Raw genomic sequence first — 25,876 nt, forward strand, 5'->3', positions numbered from 1 at the left:
ACTCCTGGGGGCGGTGTCGCGGCACAGAATGTTATTAAATAGCATTATTGTGCAGTGCAACATCCGGCCATTGTAGCGTATTCCCGAAGTTCAGGCTGACGGGCCATCGGCCCGGTCCAGGCGGGTCTTGACGGCCTGCACGCGCGCCGCATGGATGACGGCCGGGATGGTTTTGGGATCGGTACAGCCCTGCGCCAGCGCACCCGCATTGACGGCACGCGCCGCATCGAGTCCATCCTGCAACAAGGCAGCTTGCGGAAAATCATTACCAGCCACGCATTGCAGCGCCTGCAGCATCTGGCTAAAACGCTGCGGCTTGCGAAAACCGTCGCAGCGCTCGAACAGGCTGACCAGGGTTTCCGCCGACGATTGCAGCGCAAGCGCAACCTTGTCCGCCTCGCGCGCCACCATCACGGCCAGTTCGCGGCAGTCATTGGGCACGCGCAGGCGCAGACTCAATTGATCGATCAGTTTTACGTCCACTTGCCGCATCAGCACGGCTAAGCGCACGGGCAACTCAAGGCCACGCACGGCGGCCTCGTCGATCACTTGCAGCAAGCGGGCGTCGATGGGCAGTTCCGGCAGGATGCGGGCCAGTGCGCCGCACTCTTGCAGCACCTTCAACATGCGCGAGGGATGGGCTTCCAGCAATCCTTTCGCCACTTCCTGCCACACGCGCTCGGCCACCAGGGCGTCGACTTCGCCAGCGTCGACCATGCTGCGCATCAGGGCCAGCGTGGCGGGCGCGACAGTAAACCCATCAAAACGGGCGGCAAAGCGGGCCAGGCGCAAGATGCGCACGGGGTCTTCTGCAAATGCCTCGGACACGTGACGAAATACCTTGTTCTCGATATCGGCCACGCCGCCAAACGGGTCGCTCAGGCTGCCGTCATCGGCCTGGGCGATGGCGTTGATGGTCAGGTCGCGCCGCACCAGGTCTTCTTCCAGGGTCACATCGGGCGCCGTATGGAACACAAAGCCCCGGTAGCCGGGGGCCGTCTTGCGCTCGGTGCGGGCCAGCGCGTATTCTTCCTGCGTCTTCGGGTGCAGGAACACAGGAAAATCCTTGCCGACCGGACGAAACCCCTTGCGCAGCATCTCGTCGGGCGTGGCGCCCACCACTACATAATCGCGGTCCTTGATGGGCAAGCCCAGCAGTTGGTCGCGCACCGCGCCACCGACCGTGTAAATCTTCATCATATGTCTTCTTTAATCGGGTAAGGCGGCGTCGTGCCTGGGCGCCGTTTCCGTCTCCGCCAGCGCTTCGGCTATCCAGCGGGCCACGGCCGGGTGCGCCTTCACGCGCTCGCAATACGCATTCAGGGCCGGCGCCAGGGTCACGCCATAGGTATGAAAACGCATGACGACGGGCGCAAAATAGGCGTCGGCAATGGAAAAGTCGCCAAACAGGAACTGGTGGTGGCCAAAGCGCGACAGGCACTCTTCCCATATTTCACTGATGCGCCCGATGTCGGCCTGCGCTGCAGCCGTGCGGCCACGGCCCGGCAAGCTGGCCTTGATATGCATCGACATATCGCGCCGCAAACCGGCAAAGCCCGAATGCATTTCGGCGCACATGCTGCGCGCCATGGCGCGCGCGGCCACGTCTTGCGGCCACAAATGTTTATCGGGAAACTGCTCGGCCAGGTATTCGCAGATGGCCAGGCTGTCCCAGATGGTCATTTCACCGGCCAGCAGCACGGGTACCCGGCCGCAGGCAGAGTATTCGGCAATTTTATTGACCGTGTCGCGCTGGTCGAGCAAGACCCGTACTTCCTGGAACGGGATACCGAACGCCGTCATGGCCACCCACGGGCGCATCGACCAGGATGAATAATTCTTGTTGCCGATGATCAGGGTCAGGCCTGGCTCGCGCGCAGCGGCCAGGGCTTGCGTCAGGCTGGGGTCGAGAATGGTCGTTTGCATGGATCAGCTATCTTAGTTGGATGCCGGCAAGTCGGCGGAAATGGCGCTATTTTTCGGTCCCACGGTGCCCAGGCGCGATTTCAGCGATTGCGGGCTCTTCTCGAACAGGGCGGCGTAATAGGTGGCGTTGGACATCACGTTTTTCACGTAGCCACGGGTTTCCGAATACGGGATGGTTTCGGCAAAGACGGCGCCTTCCAGCGGCCCCGTCATGGTGGCGCGCCAGATGCGCAGCCGGCCCGGTCCAGCGTTGTAGGCGGCGCTGGCCAGCACTTGCGAACCGTCCAGGCCGCCCAGCACCATGTTCAGGTAATTGGTGCCCAGCATGACGTTGGTGCGCACATCGCTCAAGGTTTCCACCACGAAATCGGTCAGGCCGATCTTCTTGGCCACGTAGCGGGCCGTCGATGGCATCACCTGCATCAGGCCGGAAGCGCCCACATGCGATTGCGCATCCATGATGAAACGCGATTCCTGGCGGATCAAGCCATACACCCAGGCCTTATCGAGCCCCAGTAACTGCGTGGCCGGATGCATCACATCGTCGTGCGGAGTCGGGTAACGCTGCGTGTAATCGATTTCCAGGCGCGTGCGGTCCGAGGTATTGACCATGCGGTCGAGGATATTGTTTTGGCGCGCAAACTCGGCCGCCGCCAGATACTGGCGCTCCGTCATGCCGCGCAATTCCCAGTTCCACTCGCGCGTGCCCTCGAAACGCAAGCGCATATTGAAAAATTTCAAGGCCCGCTGCAAGCCGGGATTGGCGGCCATGGCGGCAATCTCTGCCGGGCTGACCGGTTTGCCCGGCGGCGGCAGGATCAAATGGTTGCCCAGTTCTTCGTTGGACAGCAGGCCGTAGAAATTCGACTGGTCGGCAATCGTGCGATACAGCGCGTCAGCCTGGGCGTTCGGCCGGCCCGGCGTTTCCGCCTGCAGCGAGCGCGCCAGCCAATACACCCAGGTCGGGTCGTCGCGCAGGGCCTGCGGCATGGACTGGATGGTTGACTTCACCAGCGGCCAATTGCCTTCGCGCAAGGCAATGCGCGCCTTCCACTGGATCTGTTCCGAGCTCAACGGTGCACCCGCTGCTTTTTGCCAGTAATCGGACGCTTCCGGCGCCAGCGCATACGACGCTTGCAGGGCCAGGCTGGCCCAGCCGATGGCGCGCTCTGGCGGCGTCAGTTTGGCGCTGGCTTTTTCCAGCGCCACCACGCCCAGTTTCAGGGTACTCCTGGCCATGCGGCCCACGGCCACCAGGTACATCTCATGGTCGGCGCGGCTCAGACCCGGTCCCTTGGCCAGCACCAGCGCCGGCAAATCGATCGCCTGCGCCATTTTTGCGTCCGACGCGCCCAGCAAGAGCGCGATGCGGCGCGCCGGGCCGGTGGCATTGGTCTGGCCTGCCAGGCGAATCTGCGCCCATAAATCATTGCTGTCGAACTGGCCGCTTTGCGCCAGCGCGCCGATCAGGCTGCCGCAGGCTTCGCCATAACCGGGCGGCGACAGCAGCAGCTTGCGCGCATCGGCCGCCACGTTCTGGCCCTTGGCCACTTTCGACATCAGCGCATAGCATTTGAGCTGGGTGTCGTCATCGAGCACGAATTGCGGATATTGCTCGTCAAACACGACCCAGTCGCGCTTGCGGCCCAGTTCCAGCAGCCAGTCGTTGCGGAAACGGTCGGCGATGGCGCTGCCCTGGTAGCGGTTCAGATAATCGCGGAACTGCGCTTCAGTGAGCTGCTTGATGCGCGGTTTCAGCCGATAATAGTCGACATACGATGGAATCTGGTAATTTGTCAGGCGGTCGGCATAAAAATCCGCCTTTTCGATGTCGTCCTTGCGCGCGGCGTCGCGCAGCAGCAAGAAGGCATCGTCATCGCTGCGCGTATCGGCGGCAAGCGCTGGAGCGGCAGCAGGAGCTGGGTTGGCAACAACCTGGGCCATGACGGCCAGGGGTGACATGGCCGACGCCGCACACAGCATCGTACCGGCAATCCATTTTAATGGCGAAATCAATGTACGACTCTCAATTCTAACGTGATGGCGATATGAACAGCGACCCTAGAATAACATGCGATCCGGCTACACGGCCACCCATCGCACCAGAGGAAAAAGCCCATTTGCGCAAGAAGCTGCTGAGCGCGCGGCGCGCCTTGCCGGAAGCCACGCGCACGCAGTGGGATGCCGCCATCGCCGAGCGCCTGCTGGACTGGTGCGCGCAAGAAAACATCAAGGAACTGGGCGTGTACTGGCCGCTGCATGGCGAGCCCGATCTGCACGCTGCCTATGCGCAGCTGGCCGCGCGCGGCGTAGCCTTGGTGTTGCCGGTGGTGCTGGAAAAACATGCGCCGCTGGCGTTTTCCGCCTGGACGCCGGGCGAGAGCATGGTCAAGGATGACATGGGCGTGGCCGTGCCCGGCCAGTTGCGCTTGCGCCCGGCGCCTGCCGCGCTGCTGGTGCCTTGCCTGGGTTTCAATCCGCAACGTTACCGCCTGGGTTATGGCGGCGGCTACTACGACCGTACCCTGGCGCAAGCGCCGCGTCCGCGCACGGTCGGCATCGCGTATGCGTGCCTGGCAGCCGAGTTTGCCTGCGGCCCATACGACATCGCCCTCGATCACATGATGACCGAGGGCGATATCCTGTAATGCAGCTAGCGCAGGATTATTTGACCAGGCGCTGCCAGAGAGCCGTGGTGGCGGCTGCCTGGTTCAGACTATAGAAATGCAAGCCAGGCGCGCCACCTTCGAGCAGGCGTTCGCACAAGGATGTCACCACATCGAGGCCGAAAGCCTTGATGGAAGCGCTGTCATCGCCGAAGCTGGCCAGTTTCAGGCGCACCCAGCGTGGAATTTCCGCGCCGCACATCTCTGAAAAGCGCAACAACTGCGTGTAATTCGTGATCGGCATGATGCCGGCCACGATAGGCACGTTGATGCCCACCTTCTGCGTTTGCTCGATAAACTGGAAATACGCATCGGCATTGTAGAAGTACTGGGTGATGACGGAGTCGGCGCCGGCTTGCACCTTGCGGAGCAACGCCAACAAGTCGTCTTGCGGCGAACGGGCTTGCGGATGCATTTCCGGATAGCCGGCCACTTCGATATGGAAATGGTCGCCCGTCTCGGCGCGGATGAATTCCACCAGCTCATTGGCGTAACGGAACTCGCCCGCCCCGCCGTAACCACTGGGCAAGTCGCCGCGCAAGGCCACGATACGCTGCACGCCGGCATCCTTGAAGTCAGCCAATACCTGGCGGATCGACTCGCGCGTGCCGCCCACGCACGACAGATGGGGCGCGGCTTCTTCGCCGGCCGCCAAAATATCGCGCACGGTATCGAGCGTGCCCTGCTGGGTGCTACCCCCCGCACCAAAGGTCACCGAATAATACTTCGGATGCAGTTCGGACAATTTTGCCCGCGTGGCGCGCAGCTTTTCCGTCCCTTCCGGGGTTTTCGGCGGGAAAAACTCAATACTGAAGTTATGCTCTGCCATCGGTTTTACTCAAAAGTAAGGTCGACAAGGCCCAGGAAATGACGCTGTACAACAAAGCGCCGCCCACGGCCGCCCAGAAACTGGTGACATGGAAACCATCGATGACCTGCGCCACCAGCCAGAACAGGAAACCATTGACGATCAGGATGAACAGGCCCAGCGACAACACGGTCACCGGCAAGGTCAGCAGGATCAACAATGGACGTATCAGGGCGTTGACCAGGCCCAGCAAGGCGGCAGCCAGCAGCGCGGTCCAGCCACTGCTCATGGACACCGAATGCATCAGGTAAGGAACGGCAAACAGGGCTGCCGCGTTGATCAACCAGGTCAGTAGCAAGCGCATTTCTTTAGCCTGTCAAAAAATGATAGAAGGCAGCACAGTGACAGCTGCCCTTGGGCGACATACCGATCAGCCTTGTTGCCTCGCGAACCGTAGCGAGCGGATGCGCGGCGTGGCCGAGAAGCGCAGCTGTGCTATAGCACAGTGAGCATCGCCGGCCGCGCCCCGCACCGCGCAGTAGGTTCCCGAGGCAACCATCTTAATAACGGTAGTGGTCTGGCTTGTATGGACCTTCCTGGCGCACGCCGATGTAAGCGGCTTGCTCTTCGGTCAGTTCCGTCAGCTGCGCATTCAACTTTTTGAGTTGCAGGCGAGCGACTTTTTCATCGAGGTGCTTAGGCAAAGTGTACACGCCGACCGGGTAGTTGGCCGTGTTGGCGTACAGTTCGATCTGGGCGATGGTCTGGTTGGCGAACGAGGAGCTCATCACGTACGATGGGTGACCGGTACCGCAACCGAGGTTGACCAGGCGGCCTTCGGCCAGCAGGATGATGCGGCGGCCCGACGGGAAGATGATGTGGTCGACTTGCGGCTTGATGTTTTCCCACTCGTATTGTTTCAACGAAGCGACGTCGATTTCATTGTCAAAGTGACCAATGTTACAAACGATGGCCTGGTCTTTCATGCGCGTCAGGTGATCGTGCGTCAGGATATGGTAGTTGCCGGTGCAGGTCACGAAGATGTCGCCGTGTTCGCAGGCGTAATCCATGGTCACCACGCGATAGCCTTCCATCGCCGCCTGCAGTGCGCAGATCGGATCGACTTCCGTCACCCACACTTGCGCCGACAGGGCGCGCATGGCTTGCGCCGAGCCCTTGCCGACATCACCGTAACCGGCGATCACGGCCACTTTACCGGCGATCATGACGTCGGTCGCGCGCTTGATGCCGTCCACCAGGGACTCGCGGCAGCCGTACAGGTTGTCGAACTTCGATTTCGTGACGGAATCGTTCACGTTGATTGCCGGGAAGGCCAGCTTGCCTTCTTTATGCATCTGGTACAAACGGTGCACGCCGGTGGTGGTTTCTTCGGTCACGCCGAGGATTTCCGGCAGACGCTTGGAGTACCAGGTCGGATCGACCAGCAAGTGTTTCTTGATCGAGTTGAACAGGCAGATTTCTTCTTCCGACGAGGGGTTGGCCAGCACCGACAGGTCGGTCTCGGCACGCACGCCCAGGTGCAGCAGCAAGGTTGCATCGCCGCCATCGTCGAGGATCATGTTCGAGTAGACCGCCTTGCCGTCCGCATCCGGCCATTCAAAGATGCGGTGCGTGTATTCCCAGTAGTCGTCCAGGGTTTCGCCCTTGACGGCGAATACCGGCGTGCCGGCGGCAGCGATGGCGGCAGCAGCATGGTCTTGCGTGGAGTAAATATTGCACGACGCCCAGCGCACTTGCGCGCCCAGTGCTTCCAGCGTCTGGATCAGCACGGCGGTCTGGATGGTCATGTGGATGGAACCGGTGATGCGCGCGCCTTTCAATGGCTGCGCAGCGGCGAATTCTTCGCGGATGGCCATCAGGCCAGGCATTTCCGTTTCAGCGATCTTGATTTCCTTGTCGCCCCAGGCGGCCAAGGTGATATCGGCGATGGTGTAGTCGTGTTGCGATTTGAGTACGGCGTTCATCACGCCCTCCTTTCAGTGTGAAAAAGGTACGTGAGCGCGGTTGCAGGATATTCCGAGCCTGGCGAATTTCTTCGTCGCAACGCTCCTCGGACCCGATATCTTACCATTGGCGCACTCTGTTCGCCAACCGATTCGGCATCGGCAAGCAAATGTAAGCGTTTGTAATGGTCGTCAACGCATCCGTCCGCCACCGCGTTTTTTGCTCAGTGACACGGGAATCATCCCAGCACAAACAACCAAACAACCACTTGAGGATTGCATCATGAAAAAAGTTATCGCTACCCTGATCGCCGGCCTGTTCGCTTCCGCTGCATTCGCTCAAGCCCCAGCGCCAGCCGCATCGGCTCCTGCCGCTTCCGCTCCGGTCGCCATGAAAGCGGCTGTCAAGCCAGCAGCCGAAGCCAAGGCAGCTACCGACACCAAGGCAGAAGCCAAAGTGACCAAAACCAAGCATCACGCTGCGAAAAAAGCCAAGGCCAAAACCGAGGCAGCAAAAACGGAAGCCGCACCAGCAGCAGCTCCTGCCGCCAAGTAAGCGTTAGACGCCACAGCAAAAAAGACAGGTTCGCCTGTCTTTTTTGTTATACAGATATAAAAAGCAGGCGTAGCAAAAACGAAAAAAGCGCCCACGGCCTGACAGCCGGGGCGCTTTTTTTGCAACCGTCGGGTTACTTCAGGCCGGCAGCGTCACGCAGCAGGGCGACCTTGTCGGTGCGCTCCCAGGTGAATTCCGGCTCTTCGCGGCCGAAATGGCCGTAGGCGGCGCTCTTCTGGTAGATCGGGCGCAGCAGGTCCAGCATTTGCACGATGCCTTTTGGACGCAGGTCAAAGTGCGCCAGCACCAGCTTGGCGATTTCCGCGTCAGGAATCACGCCCGTGCCTTCCGTGTAGACGGTGATGTTGATCGGCTTGGCCACGCCGATGGCGTAGCTGACCTGCACCTGGCATTGACACGCCAGACCGGCGGCGACGATGTTTTTCGCCACGTAGCGGGCCGCGTACGCTGCCGAACGGTCGACTTTCGACGGGTCCTTGCCCGAGAACGCGCCGCCGCCGTGCGGCGCTGCGCCACCGTAGGTATCGACGATGATCTTGCGGCCGGTCAAGCCGCAATCGCCTTGCGGGCCACCGATCACGAAACGGCCGGTCGGGTTGACCAGGAATTTGGTGTCGTTCAGCCATTCGCGCGGCAGGATAGGCTTGATGATTTCTTCGATCACCGCTTCTTCAATTTGCGAGTGCGAGATTTCCGGCGCATGCTGGGTCGACAGCACCACCGTATGCACGCCAACCGGGCGGCCATCGACGTAGCGCAGGGTCACTTGCGATTTGGCGTCCGGACGCAGCCATGGCAGACGGCCATCCTTGCGCAGTTGCGACTGGCGCTCGACCAGGCGGTGCGCGTAGTGGATGGCGGCAGGCATCAGCTCGGCCGTTTCATCGCAGGCGTAGCCAAACATCAGGCCCTGGTCACCAGCGCCTTGATCCAGATCAATACCAGCACCTTCATCGACGCCTTGCGCGATATCGGGCGATTGCTTGTCATAAGCCACCAGCACGGCGCAACCTTTATAGTCAATGCCGTATTCCGTATTGTCGTAACCGATGCGTTTGATGGTTTCGCGCGCAACTTGAATATAATCCACGTTGGCGTGGGTAGTAATCTCGCCAGCCAATACCACCAGACCGGTGTTGCACAGGGTTTCGGCAGCCACGCGGGCGGTCGGGTCCTGGGTCAGGATGGCGTCAAGGATGGCGTCGGAAATTTGATCGGCAACCTTGTCGGGATGGCCTTCCGAAACGGATTCGGAAGTAAAGAGATAGTCGTTTGACATTGCAAGCTCCTGATTACGATATGAATGTTCTGTCGCAGTAAAAAGGATTTGCCTGCGACGCTTTAGCGATATTTATATTCCGCTTCGCAAGTTGTCTATTAACTCGGCGGTACTGCATACGTGGTATTTTACGCTTCTTAAAAAATTTTGGCACGGCAACACGCCAACCGTAGAAAACAGATTATTCATGTTAGTCCCCATTTTCCGCTTTTTATCCCTCTTTCCCCTGCCTGTTTTGCATGCGCTGGGCAGTGTGCTTGGTTGGCTAATTTACGCCATTTCTCCCTCTTATCGACGCCGCATGCGCGAAAACATGCACGGCGCCGGCTTTTCGCAACACTTGCACACAGCCGTATCCGAAGCGGGCAAAAGCGTGCTGGAACTTCCCTTCATCTGGTGCGCGCCCGCCGAACGCGTGGCGCGCCACGCCACCGTGGAAAACTGGGAACTGGTCGAACGCGCGCTGGCGCATGGCCGCGGCATCGTGTTCCTGACGCCGCACCTGGGCTGTTTTGAAATCGTCGCGCAGCAAATCGCCCTGCGCACGGCGCTGACCGTGATGTACCGCCCGCCGAAACGGGCCGCGTTGAAACCGCTGATCGAGGGTGCCCGCGCGCGCGAAAACCTGATGCTGGCGCCGGCCAATATGTCGGGCGTGCGCATTTTCGCCAAGTGCCTGAAGAAAGGCCAGCCGATCGGCTTGCTGCCAGATCAGGTGCCGCAAGAGGGCGAAGGCGTGTGGGCCGATTTCTTCGGCCGCCCCGCCTATACCATGACCTTGCCGGCCAAACTGGCGCAGATGGGCGGCGCCGAAGTCATCATCACCTATGCCGAACGCCTGCCGGGCGGACGCGGCTACCGCGTGCATTTCGTGCCCTTCACCGAGTCGCTCGACTGCCCTGCCCCGCAACAGGCACGCACCATCAACGCGGCCATGGAACAATTGATCGCGCGCAGCCCCGCCCAATATCTGTGGAGCTACAACCGTTATAAAGTGCCGCGCGGTGCGCCGCCGCCAAGCGCTGCCGGCAGCGATGCAGGAGCGCAGGCATGAGGTTGCTGCTTGCACTGATGTGGCTGCTGCACTGGCTGCCGCTGCCCATCCTGGGCCGCTTTGGCGTCGCCGTCGGCAGTTTGCTGTTTATCGCCATGCCCAGCCGGCGCAAGATCGCGCTGACCAATTTACGCCTGTGCATGCCGGAATTATCGGAGCAGGAAAGAGTGGCCCTGGCGCGCCAGCATTTCCAGGCCTATTCGCGCAGCGTGTGGGAACGCGCCATCCTGTGGTGGGCTTCGGAAAAGCGCCTGAACCGCCTGATCAGGAAAGTACCGGCGTTTCCGGGGCAACTGATCGCCTCCAAGCCGACCATTTTGCTGTGCCCGCACTTCGTCTGTCTCGATGTAGCCGGCGCCGCCACGGCGATGGAAATTTCCGCCTCGTCAATGTATGCGCAGCAAAAAAACGCCGTGTTCGACAAGGCCTTGCGCGACGGCCGCTCGCGCTTCAAGCCGTCCAAGCTGTTTACGCGCCAGGATGGCATCAAGCCCATCTTGCGCGCCCTGCGCGACAACTTGCCCTATTTCATGCTGCCGGACATGGATTTCGGCGAAAAAGACGCGGAATTCGTGCCCTTCTTTGGCGTGCCGGCAGCCACCCTGACGGCCACGGCACGCCTGGCGCTGGCCGCCCGGGCCCAGGTGATCCCCGTGATCGCCACTTTCCTGCCCGACTACCAGGGCTGGAAAGTGACGTATTATCCACCGTGGGATGACTACCCGGGCGAAGACATCACGGCTGCCACGCGCCGCATGAACGCCTTCATCGAAGAGCGCGTGCGCGAGACGCCGGCCGAATACTTCTGGACCCATAAACGCTTCAAGACGCGCCCCGAAGGCGAGGCTTCGTTCTACGACAACCAGTAATATCGATCTGATCGCCCTACCATGAAACTCCAGTTCACCAAGATGCACGGCGCCGGCAATGACTTCATCGTCATCGACGCCATCAACCAGCAGGTCGATTTCACGCCAGCCCAGTGGCAAAGCCTGGCCGATCGCCGTTTCGGCATCGGCGCCGACCAGATCCTGGTGGTGGAAAAAGCCCGCCTGCCCGGCTGCGACTTCCGCTACCGCATCTATAACAATGACGGCGGCGAAGTCGAACAATGCGGCAATGGCGCGCGCGCCTTCGTCAAGTTCGTCAGCGAAAAAGGCTTGTCTGGCAAGTCCAGCATCAGCGTGGAAACCATGGCCGGCGTGATCACGCCACGGCTGGAACTGGACGGCAGCATCACGGTCGACATGGGCGCGCCCGTGCTGGAACCCGCCCTGGTGCCGTTCGATGCAAGCGGCCTCGACGGGGTAGCCGAAGGCGACGACACCTTGTGGCCGCTGGACCTGGCCCTGCCCGGGCCTGCTGCCCAAGTGCTGGTGTCGGTCGTGTCGATGGGCAACCCACATGCGGTGCAGGTGGTCGATGATGTCGATGGGCTAGACCTGGAAAGCTCGGGCCCGCTGATCGAACACCACCGGCGCTTTCCGCGCCGGGTCAACGCCGGCTACATGCAGATCGTCGACCGCCAGCACGTGAAACTGCGCGTGTATGAACGGGGCGCCGGCGAAACCTTAGCTTGCGGCACGGGCGCCTGCGCCGCCGCCGTGGCCGGCATCCGCCGCGGCCTGCTCGATTCCCCGGTACGCATCAGCGCGCGCGGCGGCGAACTGTCGATCGCCTGGCAAGGCGAAGGCCAGCCCGTGCTGATGACAGGCCCGGCAGTCACTGTCTTCGAAGGCACGATCGAGCTGTAAAACCACAGGAATCAAGCCGCCAGGAACTCCGGTTCCGGCGGCAGCTGCGACTCCGCCAGATAACATTTCAAGCGATACAGGCGCTGGCGATAATTGCCTTCCGGCCCCTCCACACTGCAATCGACCAGCTCGAACAGGCGCAGCACACGGTCGAGCACGTGGCGCTCCTGCGCCGTGCGGACCAGTACCAGCCGCCGTTTGCCACGCCCGTGGGTGGCGCTGATATCGATCAACAAACAATGTCCGTGGTCAGCCGCATGGATATCGAGCAATAACGCTTCCGCCCGCGACAGATGAAAGCAGCGCGCCAGTTCCAGCCGCGCCGCCAGCAGGGGCTGGCTTTGCTGCAATTGACGCTGCTGCGACCCGCCATCGGCCACGCTGCCCTGGCCCCATTCGCCAACGTCGACGCAAGGGGCGATCTTGGCCAGCGCCGCTCCCGCTTCAAGGCAGCCCTGCGCTTGCGCCTGCAGCAGCCAGTAGGCGGCGCGCACATCGCTATTGCATCCTTCGCGCCGGTTACGCCAGGCATGCATGCCGCATTCGAGCTGGGCCGGTGCATGTCCCAGGTCGGCGGCACGCTCCAGGCAGGATTGCGCTTCGATCACATTGCGCTGCGAAAACTCAGGTTTGATATAGATGCGCGACAGCACGAACCAGGCGTCGGCCAGGCCCTGCTCGCCCGCCTGCGTCAGCCAGCGCACGGCGCGCTTGAAATTGGCCGCGCCACTGCGCGTGGCGAGGCGCCGGCCCTGCGCATCCATGCGCGCATAGCCCAGTCCCAATTCCAGCTGCGCCGTGCGGTCGCCGCCATGGGCCGCCAGCTCGCAGCATTGCCAGCTTTCCGGCGCGTCCGTCAGGGCCAGCGCCTGGGCGCAGCGCGATAGCAGCAGCACTTGCTGCCTTTCCATTGGCGGGCGGCCAACGCCCTGCGCACCCTGGCGCCGCAGCAGTTCCCGCGCCAGCGGCAAGGCCCGCAATACATACGCGCTTTGGTCGCCGCTGCACCACGCCTGTTCCAGCCAGGCATACAGCGGTGCGCCATGGATACCGTCCGGTTCGCAGACATTGCCGTCCGTGAGACCCAGGCCATCCTGGCGGGACAACAGCCATTGCGCTTCGGGCAAGCCGGCACGCACCGCCGCCTCCAACCCCAGCCTGGCCTTGGCCCGCAAGATGCCGCAATCAACACTGGCGTTACCCAATACCAGCTGGGCCAGCACCAGGCCCGCTTGCGCCAGCCCGGCGTCGAACGCCTGTTGATAATAGGGAATCAGCGTCCTGGCCGACGGCAGCGCCACCTCGAACGGCACGTGGGTGCCGATCAGCAGGCAAGCTTCTTCGCTCTGCTCCTGCGCCGCCCGCGCCAGCCAGTGCAAGGCGGTGGGCACGCTGCGCGGTACGCCCTGGCCAAACAGATACACCCTGCCCAATGCCAGCTGGCAGCGCACATCACCCGCCCTGGCCCCTTTGATCAAGCCTAGTATTTCGCGATTTGCCATCGATTCTCGATATTGAGTCAATGATTCTAATAATGTGCTGTCTCCGGGTCTGCCCATGCCTGCCATCCAAAAAGCGATGTCATATTGATCAGCCTGTCTCACAGTGTAACGTCCTGATCCCGCGAAATCGTGAAAAACGGGTAAAAAACTTGATTTAGCGCAACATTTTCTGCATCGCCCACCCCCTAGCTGCTATCATTTTACCAATAGCGAAATAGCTAACGACAGCGGAAACACGCTGAAACCGTCATCCTGTGCAGCGTTACAAAAATACAACAGCCGATGATCTTTATGGTGCTTTTCACCAATCTTTTCACGCCTATTTGACCAATCCCATGTGGCTGGCGTGCTGAACACTTAAGGTGGATTCATCGGAATGCAGTATTTGCCGCGTTTCAATCTGCTCGGGACTCTGACGGAAATCACTTTTATATAGGGAATAAGACATGAAAAAATCACTCGTTGCCATCGCCATCTTCGGCGCATTCGCCGGTGCCGCACATGCACAGTCGTCCGTCCAGATCTACGGCACGATCGATGCCGGCATCGCCAAGGCCACCGGCACCACGGCCCAGGTCACCAAGCGCGACAACAACAAACTGGGTTTCAAGGGGTCGGAAGACCTGGGTGGTGGCCTGAAAGCAATTTTCCAATTGGAAATCCGTTACGAATCCGATACCGGCACCATTGAAAACACCTCGGGTGTCAATTCCCGTCCCTTCTTCCAGGGACAAAGCCGCGTCGGCCTGCAGGGCGACTTCGGTACCTTGCGCCTGGGCCGTGGCCTGACCGCCTTCCAGGAAACCAGCACCTACTTTGAACCATGGTCGGGCATGCCTACCGTTGTCGGCTTCCAGACCGACCTGCAGGTGGCCGGCTACACCAGCGATCCGCTGAGCCCACCGGGCAACTCGCGCAACCGCTTCTCGAACGCCGTGTTCTATAACTCGCCCGTCATCGAAGGCTTCCAGTTCAACGCTACCGTGGCCTCCAAGGAAGCGCTCGGCAATATCGCCGTACCGTTTGCAGCGCCATCGGCAACGAATCCTAGCGGCAACTACGCGCTGGCAGCCAACACGCAGGCAGGTTCGAACCCGTACTCGGTCTCGGTGACCTACACCAACCCGCTGTTTGCGTTGATGGGCGCCTATGAGCGCAATGCCGTGCAAGCGAAACTGTGGTCGGTCGGTGGTTCCGTCAATCCCGCCTCGGGACTGAAACTGATGGCCTCGTACCAGCATCAGAACGATGAAAACTTCAAGATCATCAACACCAACACCAAGGCCTGGCTGGTCGGCGCCAACTACGATGTCGGCCCAGGCAAGATTCGCGCTGGCTACGGTCAAAAAACGCCGGATGGCGTCACCAAGACCAAGCAGGCATCGCTGGGCTACGATTACAACCTGTCGAAACGCACCTATCTGTACGCAGACATTTCGAACAAAAAGATCGTCAGCTCGAACAACTATATCGGCGTCGGCCTGCACCACAACTTCTGATGCCGCCATCGGCGCCCACAGCGGGCGCCTTGGCAGCGCAGGACACACAGCGGCATGGGTGACCATGCCGCTTTTTTCATGGCAACAAGGAACAACGCCAACTTTGCCTCGTCCGCAGCCCACTCTCGGTTAGAATCAGGCGTTCATCTTCTTCCTCCTGACACTAACCATGACTGCCACACTCGATTCAAGCACCGTCGCCCAGTATCTGAGCGAGCATCCGGACTTCTTCGCAGAACACACCAGCCTGCTCGGTGAAGTTAAGCTCAGCAGTCCGCTGACGGGACGTACCATCTCGCTGCAGGAGCGGCAGATGGAAGTGATGCGCGACAAGTACAAGGCGCTGGAACTGCGCATGTCCAAACTGAGCCGCGTCGCCGAAGAAAATGGCGCGATTGCCAACAAATTCCACGGCTGGAACCAGGCCATGCTGCAGGTGCGCGACGATGCCGCCATGCCGCGCGTGCTGGTCGATGCGCTGCAAAGCAATTTCGGCGTACCCCATGTCAGCCTGCGCCTGTGGCAACTGGCGCCCGAATACGCGGACGCCTGGTACAGCCAGGACATCACGGCCGATGTGCGCATGTTCGCCAACGGCTTGCAAACCCCGTACTGCGGCAGCAACCACGATTTTGAAGCCGTGCAATGGCTGCAGGCAGACAAGGTGGAGTCGACCGTCATGATCGCCCTGCGCACGCCGGGCACGGGCGACACCTTCGGCTTGCTGGTGCTCGGCTCGCCCGACAGCGAGCGCTTCACGTCCAGCATGGGCACCGATTTCCTGGTGCATATCGGCGCCACCGCCAGCGCCGCACTGCATGCGCTGGTGGCAAGCAAGCTGCACTGATATGCTGGCCGCGCGCAGCAAGGCGGACTGGCTGGAGGCCTACCTGGCCCAGCTGTCCACGCAGCGCAAGCTGTCGCCGCATACGGTGGACGCCTATGCACGCGACCTGCGTGAGCTGCTGACGCTCAGCGGAGAGATCGCCTGGACCGCGCTGGCCCATAATGAAGTGCGCCGCTACACGGCCAAGCTGCACGCGGGCGGGCTGGACCCGCGTTCGATCGCCCGCAAACTGTCGTCGTGGCGCGGTTTCTTTGCCTGGCTCAGCGGCGAAACGGTGCTCGACGCCAATCCCGTCGAAGGCATCCGCGCACCCAAGCGGGCCAAGACCCTGCCCAAGGCCCTGTCGGTCGATGACGCCGTGCGCCTGGTCGCGCCCGCCACTCACCCGCAAGGCACGCCGGAGCCGGAACAGCTGTGCAACCGCGCCATGTTCGAACTGCTGTATTCGAGCGGGCTGCGGGTGTCCGAGCTGACCAGCCTCGATACGCACTATTGCAAGGCGGAAAACGGTTTGCCCGCCTCGCTGGGCTGGATCGACATGGCCAGTTTTGAAGTGATCGTCACCGGCAAGGGCAGCAAGATGCGCAAGGTGCCCGTTGGCAAGGCCGCCCTGGTCGCCCTGTCCAGCTGGCTGGCCGTGCGCCCGCCCGCCAAGGACGGCAGCGCCGCCCTGTTTTTAAGCACGCGCGGCACGCGCATTTCGCCACGCGTAGTGCAACTGCGCCTGAAAGCGCACGCGCTGAACTCGGATATCCCCGCCAATGTGCATCCGCACGTGCTGCGCCACTCGTTCGCCTCGCACGTGCTGCAATCGTCGGGCGACCTGCGCGCCGTGCAGGAAATGCTGGGCCACGCCAGCATCACCTCGACCCAGGTCTACACGGCGCTCGATTTCCAGCACCTGGCCCAGGTGTATGACCAGGCCCACCCACGGGCCAAGCTCAAGTAAGCAAACCTGCGGCCTGATCCATATCAAGCCGATAGCCGCTGTTTGCAAGCATTTGCAAAATTCCGGCATAATCGTCCGGATTCGCCGGCTTGCGCGGCGGCACCACCGACACACAGCATAGGCATTCTTCATGGCACTGATACCAACCACCATCCTCACCGGCTTCCTGGGCGCCGGCAAAACCACCCTGCTCAACCGCATACTGCAGGAAGACCATGGCATGCGCATCGCCGTGATCGAAAATGAGTTTGGCCAGGAAAATATCGACAATGAAATCCTGGTGCAGGACAGCAGCGAGCAAATCATCGAGATGAATAACGGCTGCATCTGCTGCACCGTGCGCGGCGACCTGATCGTGGCCCTGACGGCGCTGGCGCAAAAGCGCGACGCCGGCTTGCTGGCATTTGACCGCATCGTCATCGAAACCACGGGCCTGGCCAATCCCGGCCCCGTGGCGCAGACCTTCTTTGTCGATGAAGAGGTGGGCAGCCATTACATGCTGGACGCCATCATCACCGTGGTCGATGCACGCCATGCCATGAAGCAACTTGATGAATACGAGGAAGCGCAGCGGCAAGTGGGCTTTGCCGACAAGCTGCTGCTGTCGAAAACCGACCTCGTCAGCGAAGACGACGTAGCCGCATTGACCCGCCGCCTGAAGCGCATCAACCCGCGCGCGCCGATCGGCAAAGTGGATTTCGGCCGTGCACCGCTCGCCGAAGTACTCGATATCCGCGGTTTCAACCTGAATGAAAAGCTGGAACTGGACCCGGATTTCCTGGCCACCGAGAGCGCCCATGTCCACGATCACGACCATAAGCATGACCATGCGCACGGCCACGAGCACAGCGACGCCTGCGCCAGCGACTGCGGGCATGATCACCATGCTCACCATGATCACCACCACGCCCAGCACAGCGACGATATCGCCGCCTTTGTTTTCAAGAGCACGCAACCGTTCGACAGCGCCAAGCTCGACGAGTTCCTTGGCGGCCTGGTGCAGGTGTATGGCCCGCGCATGCTGCGCTACAAAGGGGTACTGCTGATGCAGGGCGCCGAGCGCAAGGTAGTGTTCCAGGGCGTGCACCAGTTGATGGGCAGCGACCTGGGCGCCAAATGGGGCGAAGATGAAGTGCGGGGCAGCAAAATGGTATTTATTGGCAAAAATCTACCAAAAGACATTTTTATTCGCGGACTCGAACAATGTTTGGTATAAACTAGCCGGGTTTTGCAAAAGGCCCGTTGCAAACAGGAAAGGGAAAGAAACCACGCTTTCCCGCTGTCTGACGACGATTTTGCTGGAACTTGCCAAAACTTGCTGGAATAAACCAACAAGTGGCCGTATCTGATCTGCCAGTCAACAAATCGGGATGGCAATATAAAGCAAAGCATGCCAAAATCAGCGACGAAAACGGCCCTTGTCGTTAACCTGTCATGAAATGCTGGCAAACTGCCGCTGGCCACATGCCAGGCATGAAATCGATCCACCCCACTACGCAGGTCGACGCACGCAACAGCGAGACTGGCATATAGCGGTAAAAAGTTATCAACATGGCAAATGCAGCCGGACAGCAGTCTGCCGGCAAGCCAAGGTCGCAAGCAGTACAGCCGGACAGCAATGCCAAGCGGAACCTGTACAGTTGCTCGGCATCGCCGCAGTAACTGATCAATTTGAAAACTCTGTCGTATCGAAGGTAAGCGAAGTTATGACCAAAACTAATAAATCGACCCCGGCCGCCAACCAAGAGATCCCTCTCATCAGCGAAGAGCAAATTCGCGCCATGAGCGAGGACGACTACATGAATGCGGCCCAGCTGGCATTCTTCAAGGCGCGCCTGCAGCAGCTCGAAAAAGACTTGCTGAAAAACGCAGGCGAAACCACCGAACATTTGCGCGAAACGGTGCTGGTGCCCGATCCGGCCGACCGCGCCACGATCGAGGAAGAGCATGCGCTGGAATTGCGCACGCGCGACCGCGAACGCAAACTGCTGAAAAAAGTACAACAGTCGATCGCCAGCATCGATGCCGGCGATTACGGCTGGTGCGAAGAAACGGGCGAGCCTATCGGCATCCCCCGCCTGATCGCCCGTCCGACCGCCACCCTGTCGCTGGAAGCCCAGCAACGGCGCGAACTGAAGCAAAAACTGTACGGCGACTGATCGCCGGGCCCTGTGGCCACGCCATCCAAAAGCATGCAAATGTCCTTGCATGCTTTTTTTTCGCCCAGGCCCGGCTACACTGGAAGCAGCACATCTCTCCTGAATCTGGCTTGCAATTGCCTTTTCCATCCCCATTTTTGAACAATCGGTGCGCAATCGCACGGCTTTGCACGAACTTTTGAGGTCAATATGGAACAATTTCACGGCACCACCATCCTCTGCGTACGGCGCGGCAAGCAAGTCGCCCTGGGCGGCGACGGCCAGGTAACACTCGGCAACATCGTCATGAAGGGCACGGCCCGCAAGGTACGCAAGCTGTATCAGGGTAAAGTCCTGGTCGGTTTCGCCGGCGGCACGGCCGACGCCTTCACCCTGCTCGACCGCTTTGAAGGCAAGCTGGAAAAACACCAGGGCAACCTGCTGCGCGCCTCGGTGGAGCTGGCCAAGGACTGGCGCACCGACCGCGTGCTGCGCCGCCTGGAAGCGATGCTGCTGGTGGCCGACAGCGAATCGACCCTGGTCATCACCGGTAACGGCGACGTGCTGGAGCCGGAAGACGGCATCGGCGCGATCGGTTCGGGCGGCACCTACGCCCAGTCGGCCGCCAAGGCGCTGCAGGAAAATACGGACTTGTCGCCGGCCGAAGTGGTCAAGAAATCGCTGACCATCGCCGCCGAACTGTGCATTTATACCAACATGTCGCACATCATCGAAACGTTAGATTAAGTACGAAAGCCGAGCAGAATATGATCATGAACATGACCCCGTTGGAAATCGTCGCCGAACTCGACAAGCATGTGGTGGGACAGGGCAAGGCCAAGCGCGCCGTGGCGATCGCCTTGCGCAACCGCTGGCGCCGCCAGCAGGTGGCCGAGCCGCTGCGCCATGAAATCACGCCAAAAAACATCCTGATGATCGGCCCGACGGGCGTCGGCAAGACTGAAATCGCGCGCCGCCTGGCCAAGCTGGCCGACGCGCCCTTCATCAAGATCGAAGCCACCAAGTTCACGGAAGTGGGCTATGTGGGCCGCGACGTGGACACCATCATCCGCGACCTGATCGACATCGGCATCAAGCAGACGCGCGCCTCGGAAATGAAGAAAGTGCGCGTGCGCGCCGAAGACGCAGCGGAAGACCGCATCATCGATATCCTGGTGCCGCCGGCACGCGACTTCGGTTTTACGCCGAATACGGCGGCCGCCGTGGACACGGGCAGCGGCGACAGCACGCGCCAGACCTTCCGCAAGCGTTTGCGCCAGGGTGAGCTGGACGACAAGGAAATCGAGATCGAACTGGCCGAAGCGGGCCCGCAGATGGAAATCATGGCGCCGCCTGGCATGGAAGAAATGACGGAGCAGATCAAGTCCATGTTTTCGGGCGCCGGCCAGGCGCGCAAGAAGGCGCGCAAGGTCAAGATCAAGGAGGCGCTGAAACTGCTGGTCGAGGAAGAAGCGGCCAAGCTGGTCAACGAAGATGAGCTGAAACAGAAGGCGATCCAGAACGTGGAGCAGAACGGCATCGTCTTCCTGGACGAGATCGACAAGATCGCCTCGCGCTCGGAATCGGGCGGCGCCGACATCTCGCGCGCCGGCGTGCAGCGCGACCTGCTGCCGCTGGTCGAAGGCACCACGGTGAACACCAAGTACGGCATGATCCGCACCGACCACATCCTGTTCATCGCCTCGGGCGCCTTCCACCTGTCGAAACCGTCGGACCTGATCCCGGAATTGCAGGGCCGCTTCCCGATCCGCGTGGAACTGGAATCGCTGTCGATCGCCGATTTCGAGCGTATTCTCACCAGTACCGACGCCTGCCTGACGATGCAGTACGAAGCCTTGCTGGCGACGGAAAACCTGAAGCTGCAATTTGCGCCGGAAGGCATCACGCGCCTGGCGGAAATCGCCTACTCGGTCAACGAGCGCACGGAAAACATCGGCGCGCGCCGCCTGCATACGGTGATGGAAAAGCTGCTGGAAGAAGTATCGTTCACGGCCAGCGAAGGCAGCAGCACCAGCGAAAACCTGCTGGTGATCGACGCCGCCTACGTGAATCAACGCCTGGAAGCGCTGTCGGTCAATGAAGACCTGTCGCGCTATGTGCTGTAACTGCGCGCTGTAATCACGGCAGAGGAGGACACGGTGGCAAACAAGGCCCTGGCGACGCGGCAGAAAATGCAGTTCCGCGTCGAACCGTCGCAAAAGCCACGCAACCCGGTGGCCGCCGCCGCCAAGCAGCGCGCGGCCGGGGCGCATGTGAAAACCGTGTCCGGCCAGCGCCAGCAAGAAAAACGCTTGCTGGCAAAATTGCTGCTGAAAGTGGCAAGCGACACCTAGGCCGCCAGCAAGCGCCCTGTGCCAGGGCGCCCGCTATCAGGCCATCGTTGCCCGGCGCGCCAGCTTAGAAGCGGTAAGACGCGCCCAGCGAAAACATGTCCGCCTTGGTTTTCTGGCTGCCGCTGTACTTCACGGGCAGACGGTCCCAATCGAGATGCAGCGACCAGTTCTTGTTCAGCGCGTACGCCGCGCCGAGACCGTACATCACCCCCGCCTTGCTTTCCTTGTCCGAACCGCCGCTCAGGTAATCGACTTTCGCCTTCGTGTAAGCCAGGCCAGCGCGTCCGCTCACGGAAAACGCATCGAAATGGTAAGCGAGCACGCCTTGCACGCCGGCGCCGTTGAACTTGCCGCGTCCCGCTACTTTTCCTGCCGCCGTGTCGAAGCCGGAGGTGACGCTGCCGCTGGTGTACCCCACCAGCTCAATCGCAGGCACGGCAACGCCCCCCTGAAAGGGCAGTGCGTCGAAACTGTAACCCACGTAGGCCTTGGCGCTACGCTTGCTGTTCTTGTCGCAATTTTGCTGGCCCGATGCGCAATCGAGCCCGGTGCTGCTACGGAAGCCGTAGCTGGCGCCCGCATAGACGGGACCTGGATTGGCGCCAGCGCTGGCATTGGCGTCTGCCGCCGAAGCGTGAAAAGGAGTGAAAGCGGCAAGCGCCAGCATCGCCGCTGGAATGATGTGTTGTGGTGACATGAATAACCTCTACAAGTGATGGGACTTCCTGGTGCTGGCGCGCTGTGCGGGCCAACGGATACAGTGTCTGCTGTTTTTCCAAAAAGTACTATCTGCTTGTGCAAAGTTCTTTTAGAGGCTACATTTAGTACCGTAATCTGCTCCCGGATTTGCAAGAAAGACATCCATGAAAGAAGTCCCATGAGTTCACCCGAACTGGTTTTACGCGTGCTGCGCACCCAGCTGCGCGCCGCCGGCATCACCTACAAGATGCTGGCCGAACGCATCGATATGAGCGAGTCGAGCGTCAAGCGCATGTTCGGCCAGAACGACATGTCGCTCTCGCGCCTGGCCCTGATCTGCAAGGCGGCCGGCATCGCCATGGAAGATGTGCTGCGCGGCGCGGCCGACATCACGCCGCATGCCGACACGCTCACCCTGGTGCAGGAAAAATCCTTGATCGCGCACCCGCGCCTGCTGCTGGTGGCGATCTGCTGCCTGGGCCACTGGAACCTGGAACAAGTGGTGGAAACCTATGCGCTGAGCGAAGCCGAATGCATCGGCTATCTGGCTGAACTGGACCGCCTGGGCCTGATCGAACTCAAGCCGCTGAACCGCTACAGCCTGCGCGTCTCGAACGCCTTTCACTGGCTGGCCGACGGTCCCGTGCAGCAGTACTTCCGCGAGCATGTGGTGGCCGATTATTTCAGCGGCCATTTCGATGGCGCCGGTGAAACGCTGATGTGCATCCCCGCCCGCCTGTGCCTGCCCAGCGCCCAGGAAATGGTGCAAAAGATCCGCCAGCTGGCCGAAGAACTGGCGCGGCTGCACCAGAGCGACCGGCGTCTGGCGCCGGCCGAGCGCGATGGCTTTACCTTGCTGCTGGGTTTCCGCTCATGGGAATTTGCCGCCTTCACGGCCCTGCGCCGCAGCGCGCCGGCAGGCACGCCGGCCACGCTGCCTTACCAGACGGGGCCCAGGAAGAGGTAGATGGTGCCCGAATTGCCCTTGCTGGAACCGGTAGCCAGATAGGCGGGGCCAAAGCGCGTGTCGACGGCCACGAACACGCTGGACGCCTGGGTAAATACGCTGCGCCGCAGCGGTTCGCTCTGGTCGAAGCCACCGCCCATCTCCAGCGAAAAACCGGCCCGCACGGCGCCGCCAAACGTGGTGGGCAAGGAGCCGATGCGGCGCGCCATGACAAAGCGGGCCAGCGCAATGCTGCGTCCCGTGACCGAGTCGGATGGCGTGCCGGACAGGCGCAGGAAGCCGCCCAGGCTGAGCGGCGCCTCGCCGCGCTGCGCACGCGCCCATTCCCCGTACACATGGCCCGCCCAGTTGCCGCTGCCCAGCGCCTTCATGGCCGAGATCGATGACTGCCCCAGCGCCTTTTCGGAAGAACCCGTGGTGGACGACTGCGTCCAGGTAGCGTCAATCACCATGCCGCGCGTGGGGAATCCCGGCTCATCGAGCGTATCGGCACGGAATTTGACGAACTTGGTGGTGCCCAGTGCGCGTGACTCCGGCACGCCCAGGTTGGCCGGAATCGATATATTGCCCCTGCTCTCGCTGCGCGCAACGCCCACCTGCAAATCGCCCCAGTAGCCGAACTGGCGGCCCAGCGCCAGATAACCGCCCTGGCCATTGTAGGACATGCGGGCAGTGCGGCGGCCCTTGTCGAACACGTCGAGCGACGAAGAGTTGTACTGGATCGTCGGCGCCAGATACCAGGGGCTGCCCGCGCCCAGCGGCTGGAAATACTGTATCGAGAAGCTGCGGTCGGTGCCGATCTGCACCAGGCTGCGCAACTCGCCGCCCCAGTCGTTCAGGTTCGAACGCACGTGCATCAGCTTGATCGCAAAGCTGTTCTTGTCATTGAAATCGCTGCCCAGTTCCAGGCCCACGCGCAGCCGGTTGCTGGCCCACGGCGCTTCCGTCGCCTTTAACGTCACGGCGCGCTGCTCGCCCGCATCGACCACTTCCGATTCCACGCGCGCCACGTCGCCGCGGCCATACAGCTTGCTGGCCGCCTTGAGCACATCTTCCTGGCTCACCAGTTGTCCTTCGGCCAGCCCCGATTGCGCCTCGAGGATGCGCGGATTGATCTGCCCTTCGCTCTCCACCGTCAAGCGCGTCAGCGGCAGCGCCACGTCCAGCAGCGCTGGCGCAGCCAGGCGCAGTTGCTCCCGGGCCGCATACTGTTCCGGCGGCAGCGCCAGCGGCGCCAGGCGCGCGGCCAGCGCCTGCGCCGCCTGCTCGCCGGCGCGCATGGCGCGCGCGTAATTCTGGAAATCGAGAAAACTCACGCCAGCCAGGTCCGGCGCCACCAGGATATCCTGCGGATGCAGTTCCTTGATCGAGCGCTGCACATTCTGCTCCGTGAGGATTTGCAGCATCTGCTGCGCCACGCCGATGGCGCTGCCCAGTTCTTTTTCCGGCGCCAGCGGCGTGCCCACGTTGACGGCGATGATGATATCGGCGCCCATGGCGCGCGCCATGTCGACCGGCAGATTGCGCACCAGGCCACCATCGACCACCAGGCGGTTGTTCACCCGTACCGGCGCAAACACGCCCGGCACGGCCAGCGACGCGCGCATCGACAGGAATAACGGCGTGTCGACCAGTTCCACCAGTTCGCCGTTGACCAGGTCCGACGCCACCGAGCGGAAAGGCAGCGGCAACTGGCTGGCAGGCCGGTCGCGCATGCCAGCGGGCAGCAGGCGGTTCAAGGCCATCTCCAGCGCCGCATTGCTGGCGGCGGCCGGCGGCGTGGAAATGCCATTGCGGCTGACGCCGAACTCGATGCGCGACGGCAGCAGCAAGTCTTCTTCGCGGCGGCGGAAAGTCAGGTCGTCACGCGCCGGCCGGTCCGCCAGCACGCGGTCCCAGTTGGTTTCACGCGCCATCTTTTCCAGGTCCGCCACGGAAGCGCCAGCGGCATACGCGCCGCCCACCACGCCGCCCATGCTGGTGCCGACCACCATGTCGATCGGAACATGCAATTCCTGCAATACTTTTAACACACCGATATGCGCGAAGCCGCGCGCGCCGCCGCCAGACAGGACCAGCGCGATGCGGGGACGGGCCGGCGCAGCAGCAGGGGCAGCGGCATCCGTCAAGTCAGGCGGTGCCGCCGCCTGGGTGGCAGGTGTAGCAAGCGGTTCGGCGGCAAGGACTGGCAAGGCGCACAGCGTCGCCACGCAGCCCACCAGCAGGGCGCGGATCAAGAACATAGGAACTCCTGTGACGACGGCTGAACGGCAGCCGCCGGTGTGATGCATCGCTGCGATCGTCAATTCGTCGGTGGCGTGGCCGGCTGCGGTTGCGATACGACGCCCCCTGCCGCCGGCATCAGCACGCCACCGGGGCGCTGCTGCGCCTCGGCCGGCATCGGCGGCGGCACCAGGCTGGGCGCCGGCGGCTGCGGCTGTGGCGCGGGGCCCACGGCGCCCGGCAGCGACAGCGCCTTGTCGTCGGCAACCAGCTCCAGGCGTTTGCTCACGCCGCCATCAAGCAGCACCACATAGCGCGGCTGCACTTCCTTGACCGTCACGCCAGGCGCCACTTCGGCGCCGGCCGGCAAGGCTACCGACGGCTTGCCATCGGTAGCGATGATGGCCACGCTGCCGCGGCCATTGCCGGCCGCGACCACGCCGCGCAACTGATAATTGCTGACGCTGGCCACGCTGACCTGGCCGCCGAACAGCGACGCGCCGGCTTCCACTCTGGCGTCCTGCACCACCGGCACGGCCGGCGGATTGATCGGCCGCTGTGGCGCCTTGAACAGCTGCATGGCCCAGTAGGCGAGCGACACGGACAGCGCCACGACGGCGACCAGACTTGTTAATTGAGGCAAACGCTTCATGGCTTCCTTGAATTCTTG

At 61.7% G+C, this 25,876-nt stretch carries 25 protein-coding genes and 1 riboswitch; of the genes, 14 read left to right on the forward strand and 11 right to left on the reverse strand.

Annotation, left to right across the window (positions count from 1 at the left end; genetic code table 11):
* Positions 1–90: 90 nt before the first annotated feature.
* The 3 genes from ACL9RI_RS14250 to ACL9RI_RS14260 are packed head-to-tail and all read right to left on the reverse strand — an operon-like array spanning position 91 to position 3,888.
* Positions 91–1,197 carry a multifunctional CCA tRNA nucleotidyl transferase/2'3'-cyclic phosphodiesterase/2'nucleotidase/phosphatase gene (locus ACL9RI_RS14250; protein ID WP_422727245.1) on the reverse strand — a complete coding sequence of 369 codons (1,107 nt, stop codon included), beginning with the start codon at positions 1,195–1,197 and terminating at the stop codon, positions 91–93.
* 12 nt (positions 1,198–1,209) lie between these two features.
* On the reverse strand, positions 1,210–1,926 hold the full coding sequence (locus ACL9RI_RS14255) for a glutathione S-transferase family protein (protein ID WP_422727183.1): 717 nt from the start codon (positions 1,924–1,926) through the stop codon (positions 1,210–1,212).
* 12 nt (positions 1,927–1,938) lie between these two features.
* Complete coding sequence (locus tag ACL9RI_RS14260; RefSeq protein ID WP_422727184.1) at positions 1,939–3,888, reverse strand: transglycosylase SLT domain-containing protein; 1,950 nt, start codon at positions 3,886–3,888, stop codon at positions 1,939–1,941.
* A 158-nt stretch (positions 3,889–4,046) separates the two neighbouring features.
* On the opposite strand from ACL9RI_RS14260, the gene ACL9RI_RS14265 reads away from it, so the two are divergent.
* Positions 4,047–4,574, forward strand: a complete 528-nt coding sequence (locus ACL9RI_RS14265; protein ID WP_422727185.1) for a 5-formyltetrahydrofolate cyclo-ligase — start codon at positions 4,047–4,049, stop codon at positions 4,572–4,574.
* A gap of 16 nt (positions 4,575–4,590) precedes the next feature.
* On the opposite strand, the gene metF is transcribed toward ACL9RI_RS14265, so the two are convergent.
* The 3 genes from metF to ahcY form a co-directional block, all read right to left on the reverse strand.
* Positions 4,591–5,421 carry a methylenetetrahydrofolate reductase [NAD(P)H] gene (gene metF / locus ACL9RI_RS14270; protein ID WP_422727186.1) on the reverse strand — a complete coding sequence of 277 codons (831 nt, stop codon included), beginning with the start codon at positions 5,419–5,421 and terminating at the stop codon, positions 4,591–4,593.
* The gene (locus ACL9RI_RS14275) at positions 5,408–5,764 is read right to left on the reverse strand and encodes a phage holin family protein (protein WP_422727187.1); all 357 of its coding nucleotides are present in this window, start codon (positions 5,762–5,764) and stop codon (positions 5,408–5,410) included. Before ACL9RI_RS14275 ends, metF begins: the two co-directional genes overlap by 14 nt.
* A 196-nt stretch (positions 5,765–5,960) precedes the next feature.
* Positions 5,961–7,385, reverse strand: a complete 1,425-nt coding sequence (gene ahcY / locus ACL9RI_RS14280) for an adenosylhomocysteinase (RefSeq protein WP_422727188.1) — start codon at positions 7,383–7,385, stop codon at positions 5,961–5,963.
* Positions 7,386–7,410: 25 nt separating this feature from the next.
* Positions 7,411–7,479: riboswitch (S-adenosyl-L-homocysteine riboswitch) on the reverse strand.
* A gap of 168 nt (positions 7,480–7,647) precedes the next feature.
* Here ahcY and ACL9RI_RS14285 point away from each other — a divergent pair.
* Entirely contained in the window at positions 7,648–7,920 is a 273-nt protein-coding gene (locus tag ACL9RI_RS14285; protein ID WP_422727189.1) for a hypothetical protein, read from the forward strand.
* Between the two features lie 133 nt (positions 7,921–8,053).
* Here the strand turns inward: ACL9RI_RS14285 and metK are convergent, their stop codons facing one another.
* Positions 8,054–9,220 carry a methionine adenosyltransferase gene (gene metK / locus ACL9RI_RS14290; RefSeq protein ID WP_422727190.1) on the reverse strand — a complete coding sequence of 389 codons (1,167 nt, stop codon included), beginning with the start codon at positions 9,218–9,220 and terminating at the stop codon, positions 8,054–8,056.
* Between the two features lie 187 nt (positions 9,221–9,407).
* On the opposite strand from metK, the gene ACL9RI_RS14295 reads away from it, so the two are divergent.
* From ACL9RI_RS14295 to dapF, 3 genes are read left to right on the forward strand one after another with little or no spacing between them, the layout of a single operon-like run.
* Positions 9,408–10,274 (forward strand): lysophospholipid acyltransferase family protein, encoded by an 867-nt coding sequence (locus ACL9RI_RS14295; RefSeq protein WP_422727191.1) that lies wholly within the window; start codon positions 9,408–9,410, stop codon positions 10,272–10,274.
* Positions 10,271–11,143, forward strand: a complete 873-nt coding sequence (locus ACL9RI_RS14300) for a lipid A biosynthesis acyltransferase (protein WP_422727192.1) — start codon at positions 10,271–10,273, stop codon at positions 11,141–11,143. Before ACL9RI_RS14295 ends, ACL9RI_RS14300 begins: the two co-directional genes overlap by 4 nt.
* 21 nt (positions 11,144–11,164) lie before the next feature.
* Entirely contained in the window at positions 11,165–12,028 is an 864-nt protein-coding gene (dapF, locus tag ACL9RI_RS14305; RefSeq protein ID WP_422727193.1) for a diaminopimelate epimerase, read from the forward strand.
* Positions 12,029–12,039: 11 nt separating this feature from the next.
* Here dapF and ACL9RI_RS14310 read toward each other — a convergent pair whose 3' ends face one another.
* Positions 12,040–13,530 carry a hypothetical protein gene (locus ACL9RI_RS14310; protein WP_422727194.1) on the reverse strand — a complete coding sequence of 497 codons (1,491 nt, stop codon included), beginning with the start codon at positions 13,528–13,530 and terminating at the stop codon, positions 12,040–12,042.
* Positions 13,531–13,976: 446 nt separating this feature from the next.
* On the opposite strand from ACL9RI_RS14310, the gene ACL9RI_RS14315 reads away from it, so the two are divergent.
* The 8 genes from ACL9RI_RS14315 (at position 13,977) to ACL9RI_RS14350 (ending at position 21,317) form a co-directional block, all read left to right on the forward strand.
* Positions 13,977–15,029, forward strand: a complete 1,053-nt coding sequence (locus ACL9RI_RS14315) for a porin (protein WP_422727195.1) — start codon at positions 13,977–13,979, stop codon at positions 15,027–15,029.
* A gap of 169 nt (positions 15,030–15,198) precedes the next feature.
* Positions 15,199–15,876, forward strand: a complete 678-nt coding sequence (locus ACL9RI_RS14320; RefSeq protein ID WP_422727196.1) for a DUF484 family protein — start codon at positions 15,199–15,201, stop codon at positions 15,874–15,876.
* 1 nt (position 15,877) lies between these two features.
* Positions 15,878–16,825, forward strand: coding sequence for a tyrosine recombinase XerC (locus ACL9RI_RS14325; RefSeq protein WP_422727197.1), 948 nt, complete (start codon positions 15,878–15,880; stop codon positions 16,823–16,825).
* A gap of 130 nt (positions 16,826–16,955) precedes the next feature.
* A complete protein-coding gene (locus tag ACL9RI_RS14330) occupies positions 16,956–18,041 on the forward strand; it encodes a CobW family GTP-binding protein (protein WP_422727198.1) in 1,086 nt (361 codons plus the stop codon).
* Between the two features lie 490 nt (positions 18,042–18,531).
* Positions 18,532–18,984, forward strand: coding sequence for an RNA polymerase-binding protein DksA (gene dksA, locus ACL9RI_RS14335; RefSeq protein WP_183679798.1), 453 nt, complete (start codon positions 18,532–18,534; stop codon positions 18,982–18,984).
* A 189-nt stretch (positions 18,985–19,173) separates the two neighbouring features.
* Complete coding sequence (gene hslV, locus ACL9RI_RS14340; RefSeq protein ID WP_010394217.1) at positions 19,174–19,710, forward strand: ATP-dependent protease subunit HslV; 537 nt, start codon at positions 19,174–19,176, stop codon at positions 19,708–19,710.
* A 26-nt stretch (positions 19,711–19,736) separates the two neighbouring features.
* A complete protein-coding gene (hslU, locus tag ACL9RI_RS14345; RefSeq protein WP_422727199.1) occupies positions 19,737–21,089 on the forward strand; it encodes an ATP-dependent protease ATPase subunit HslU in 1,353 nt (450 codons plus the stop codon).
* 33 nt (positions 21,090–21,122) lie between these two features.
* On the forward strand, positions 21,123–21,317 hold the full coding sequence (locus ACL9RI_RS14350) for a hypothetical protein (protein WP_422727200.1): 195 nt from the start codon (positions 21,123–21,125) through the stop codon (positions 21,315–21,317).
* A 64-nt stretch (positions 21,318–21,381) separates the two neighbouring features.
* Here the strand turns inward: ACL9RI_RS14350 and ACL9RI_RS14355 are convergent, their stop codons facing one another.
* On the reverse strand, positions 21,382–22,014 hold the full coding sequence (locus ACL9RI_RS14355; protein WP_422727201.1) for an outer membrane protein: 633 nt from the start codon (positions 22,012–22,014) through the stop codon (positions 21,382–21,384).
* Positions 22,015–22,194: 180 nt separating this feature from the next.
* On the opposite strand from ACL9RI_RS14355, the gene ACL9RI_RS14360 reads away from it, so the two are divergent.
* Positions 22,195–22,983 (forward strand): helix-turn-helix domain-containing protein, encoded by a 789-nt coding sequence (locus ACL9RI_RS14360; protein ID WP_422727202.1) that lies wholly within the window; start codon positions 22,195–22,197, stop codon positions 22,981–22,983.
* Here the strand turns inward: ACL9RI_RS14360 and ACL9RI_RS14365 are convergent.
* Both ACL9RI_RS14365 and ACL9RI_RS14370 read right to left on the reverse strand, forming a co-directional pair.
* On the reverse strand, positions 22,956–25,226 hold the full coding sequence (locus ACL9RI_RS14365; RefSeq protein ID WP_422727203.1) for a patatin-like phospholipase family protein: 2,271 nt from the start codon (positions 25,224–25,226) through the stop codon (positions 22,956–22,958). The genes ACL9RI_RS14360 and ACL9RI_RS14365 overlap by 28 nt on opposite strands.
* Positions 25,227–25,285: 59 nt before the next feature.
* Positions 25,286–25,858 (reverse strand): type II secretion system protein N, encoded by a 573-nt coding sequence (locus ACL9RI_RS14370; RefSeq protein ID WP_422727204.1) that lies wholly within the window; start codon positions 25,856–25,858, stop codon positions 25,286–25,288.
* Positions 25,859–25,876 lie beyond the last annotated feature (18 nt).

This window comes from Janthinobacterium sp. Mn2066 (genome assembly GCF_049319705.1).
GTDB lineage: Bacteria > Pseudomonadota > Gammaproteobacteria > Burkholderiales > Burkholderiaceae_D > Janthinobacterium.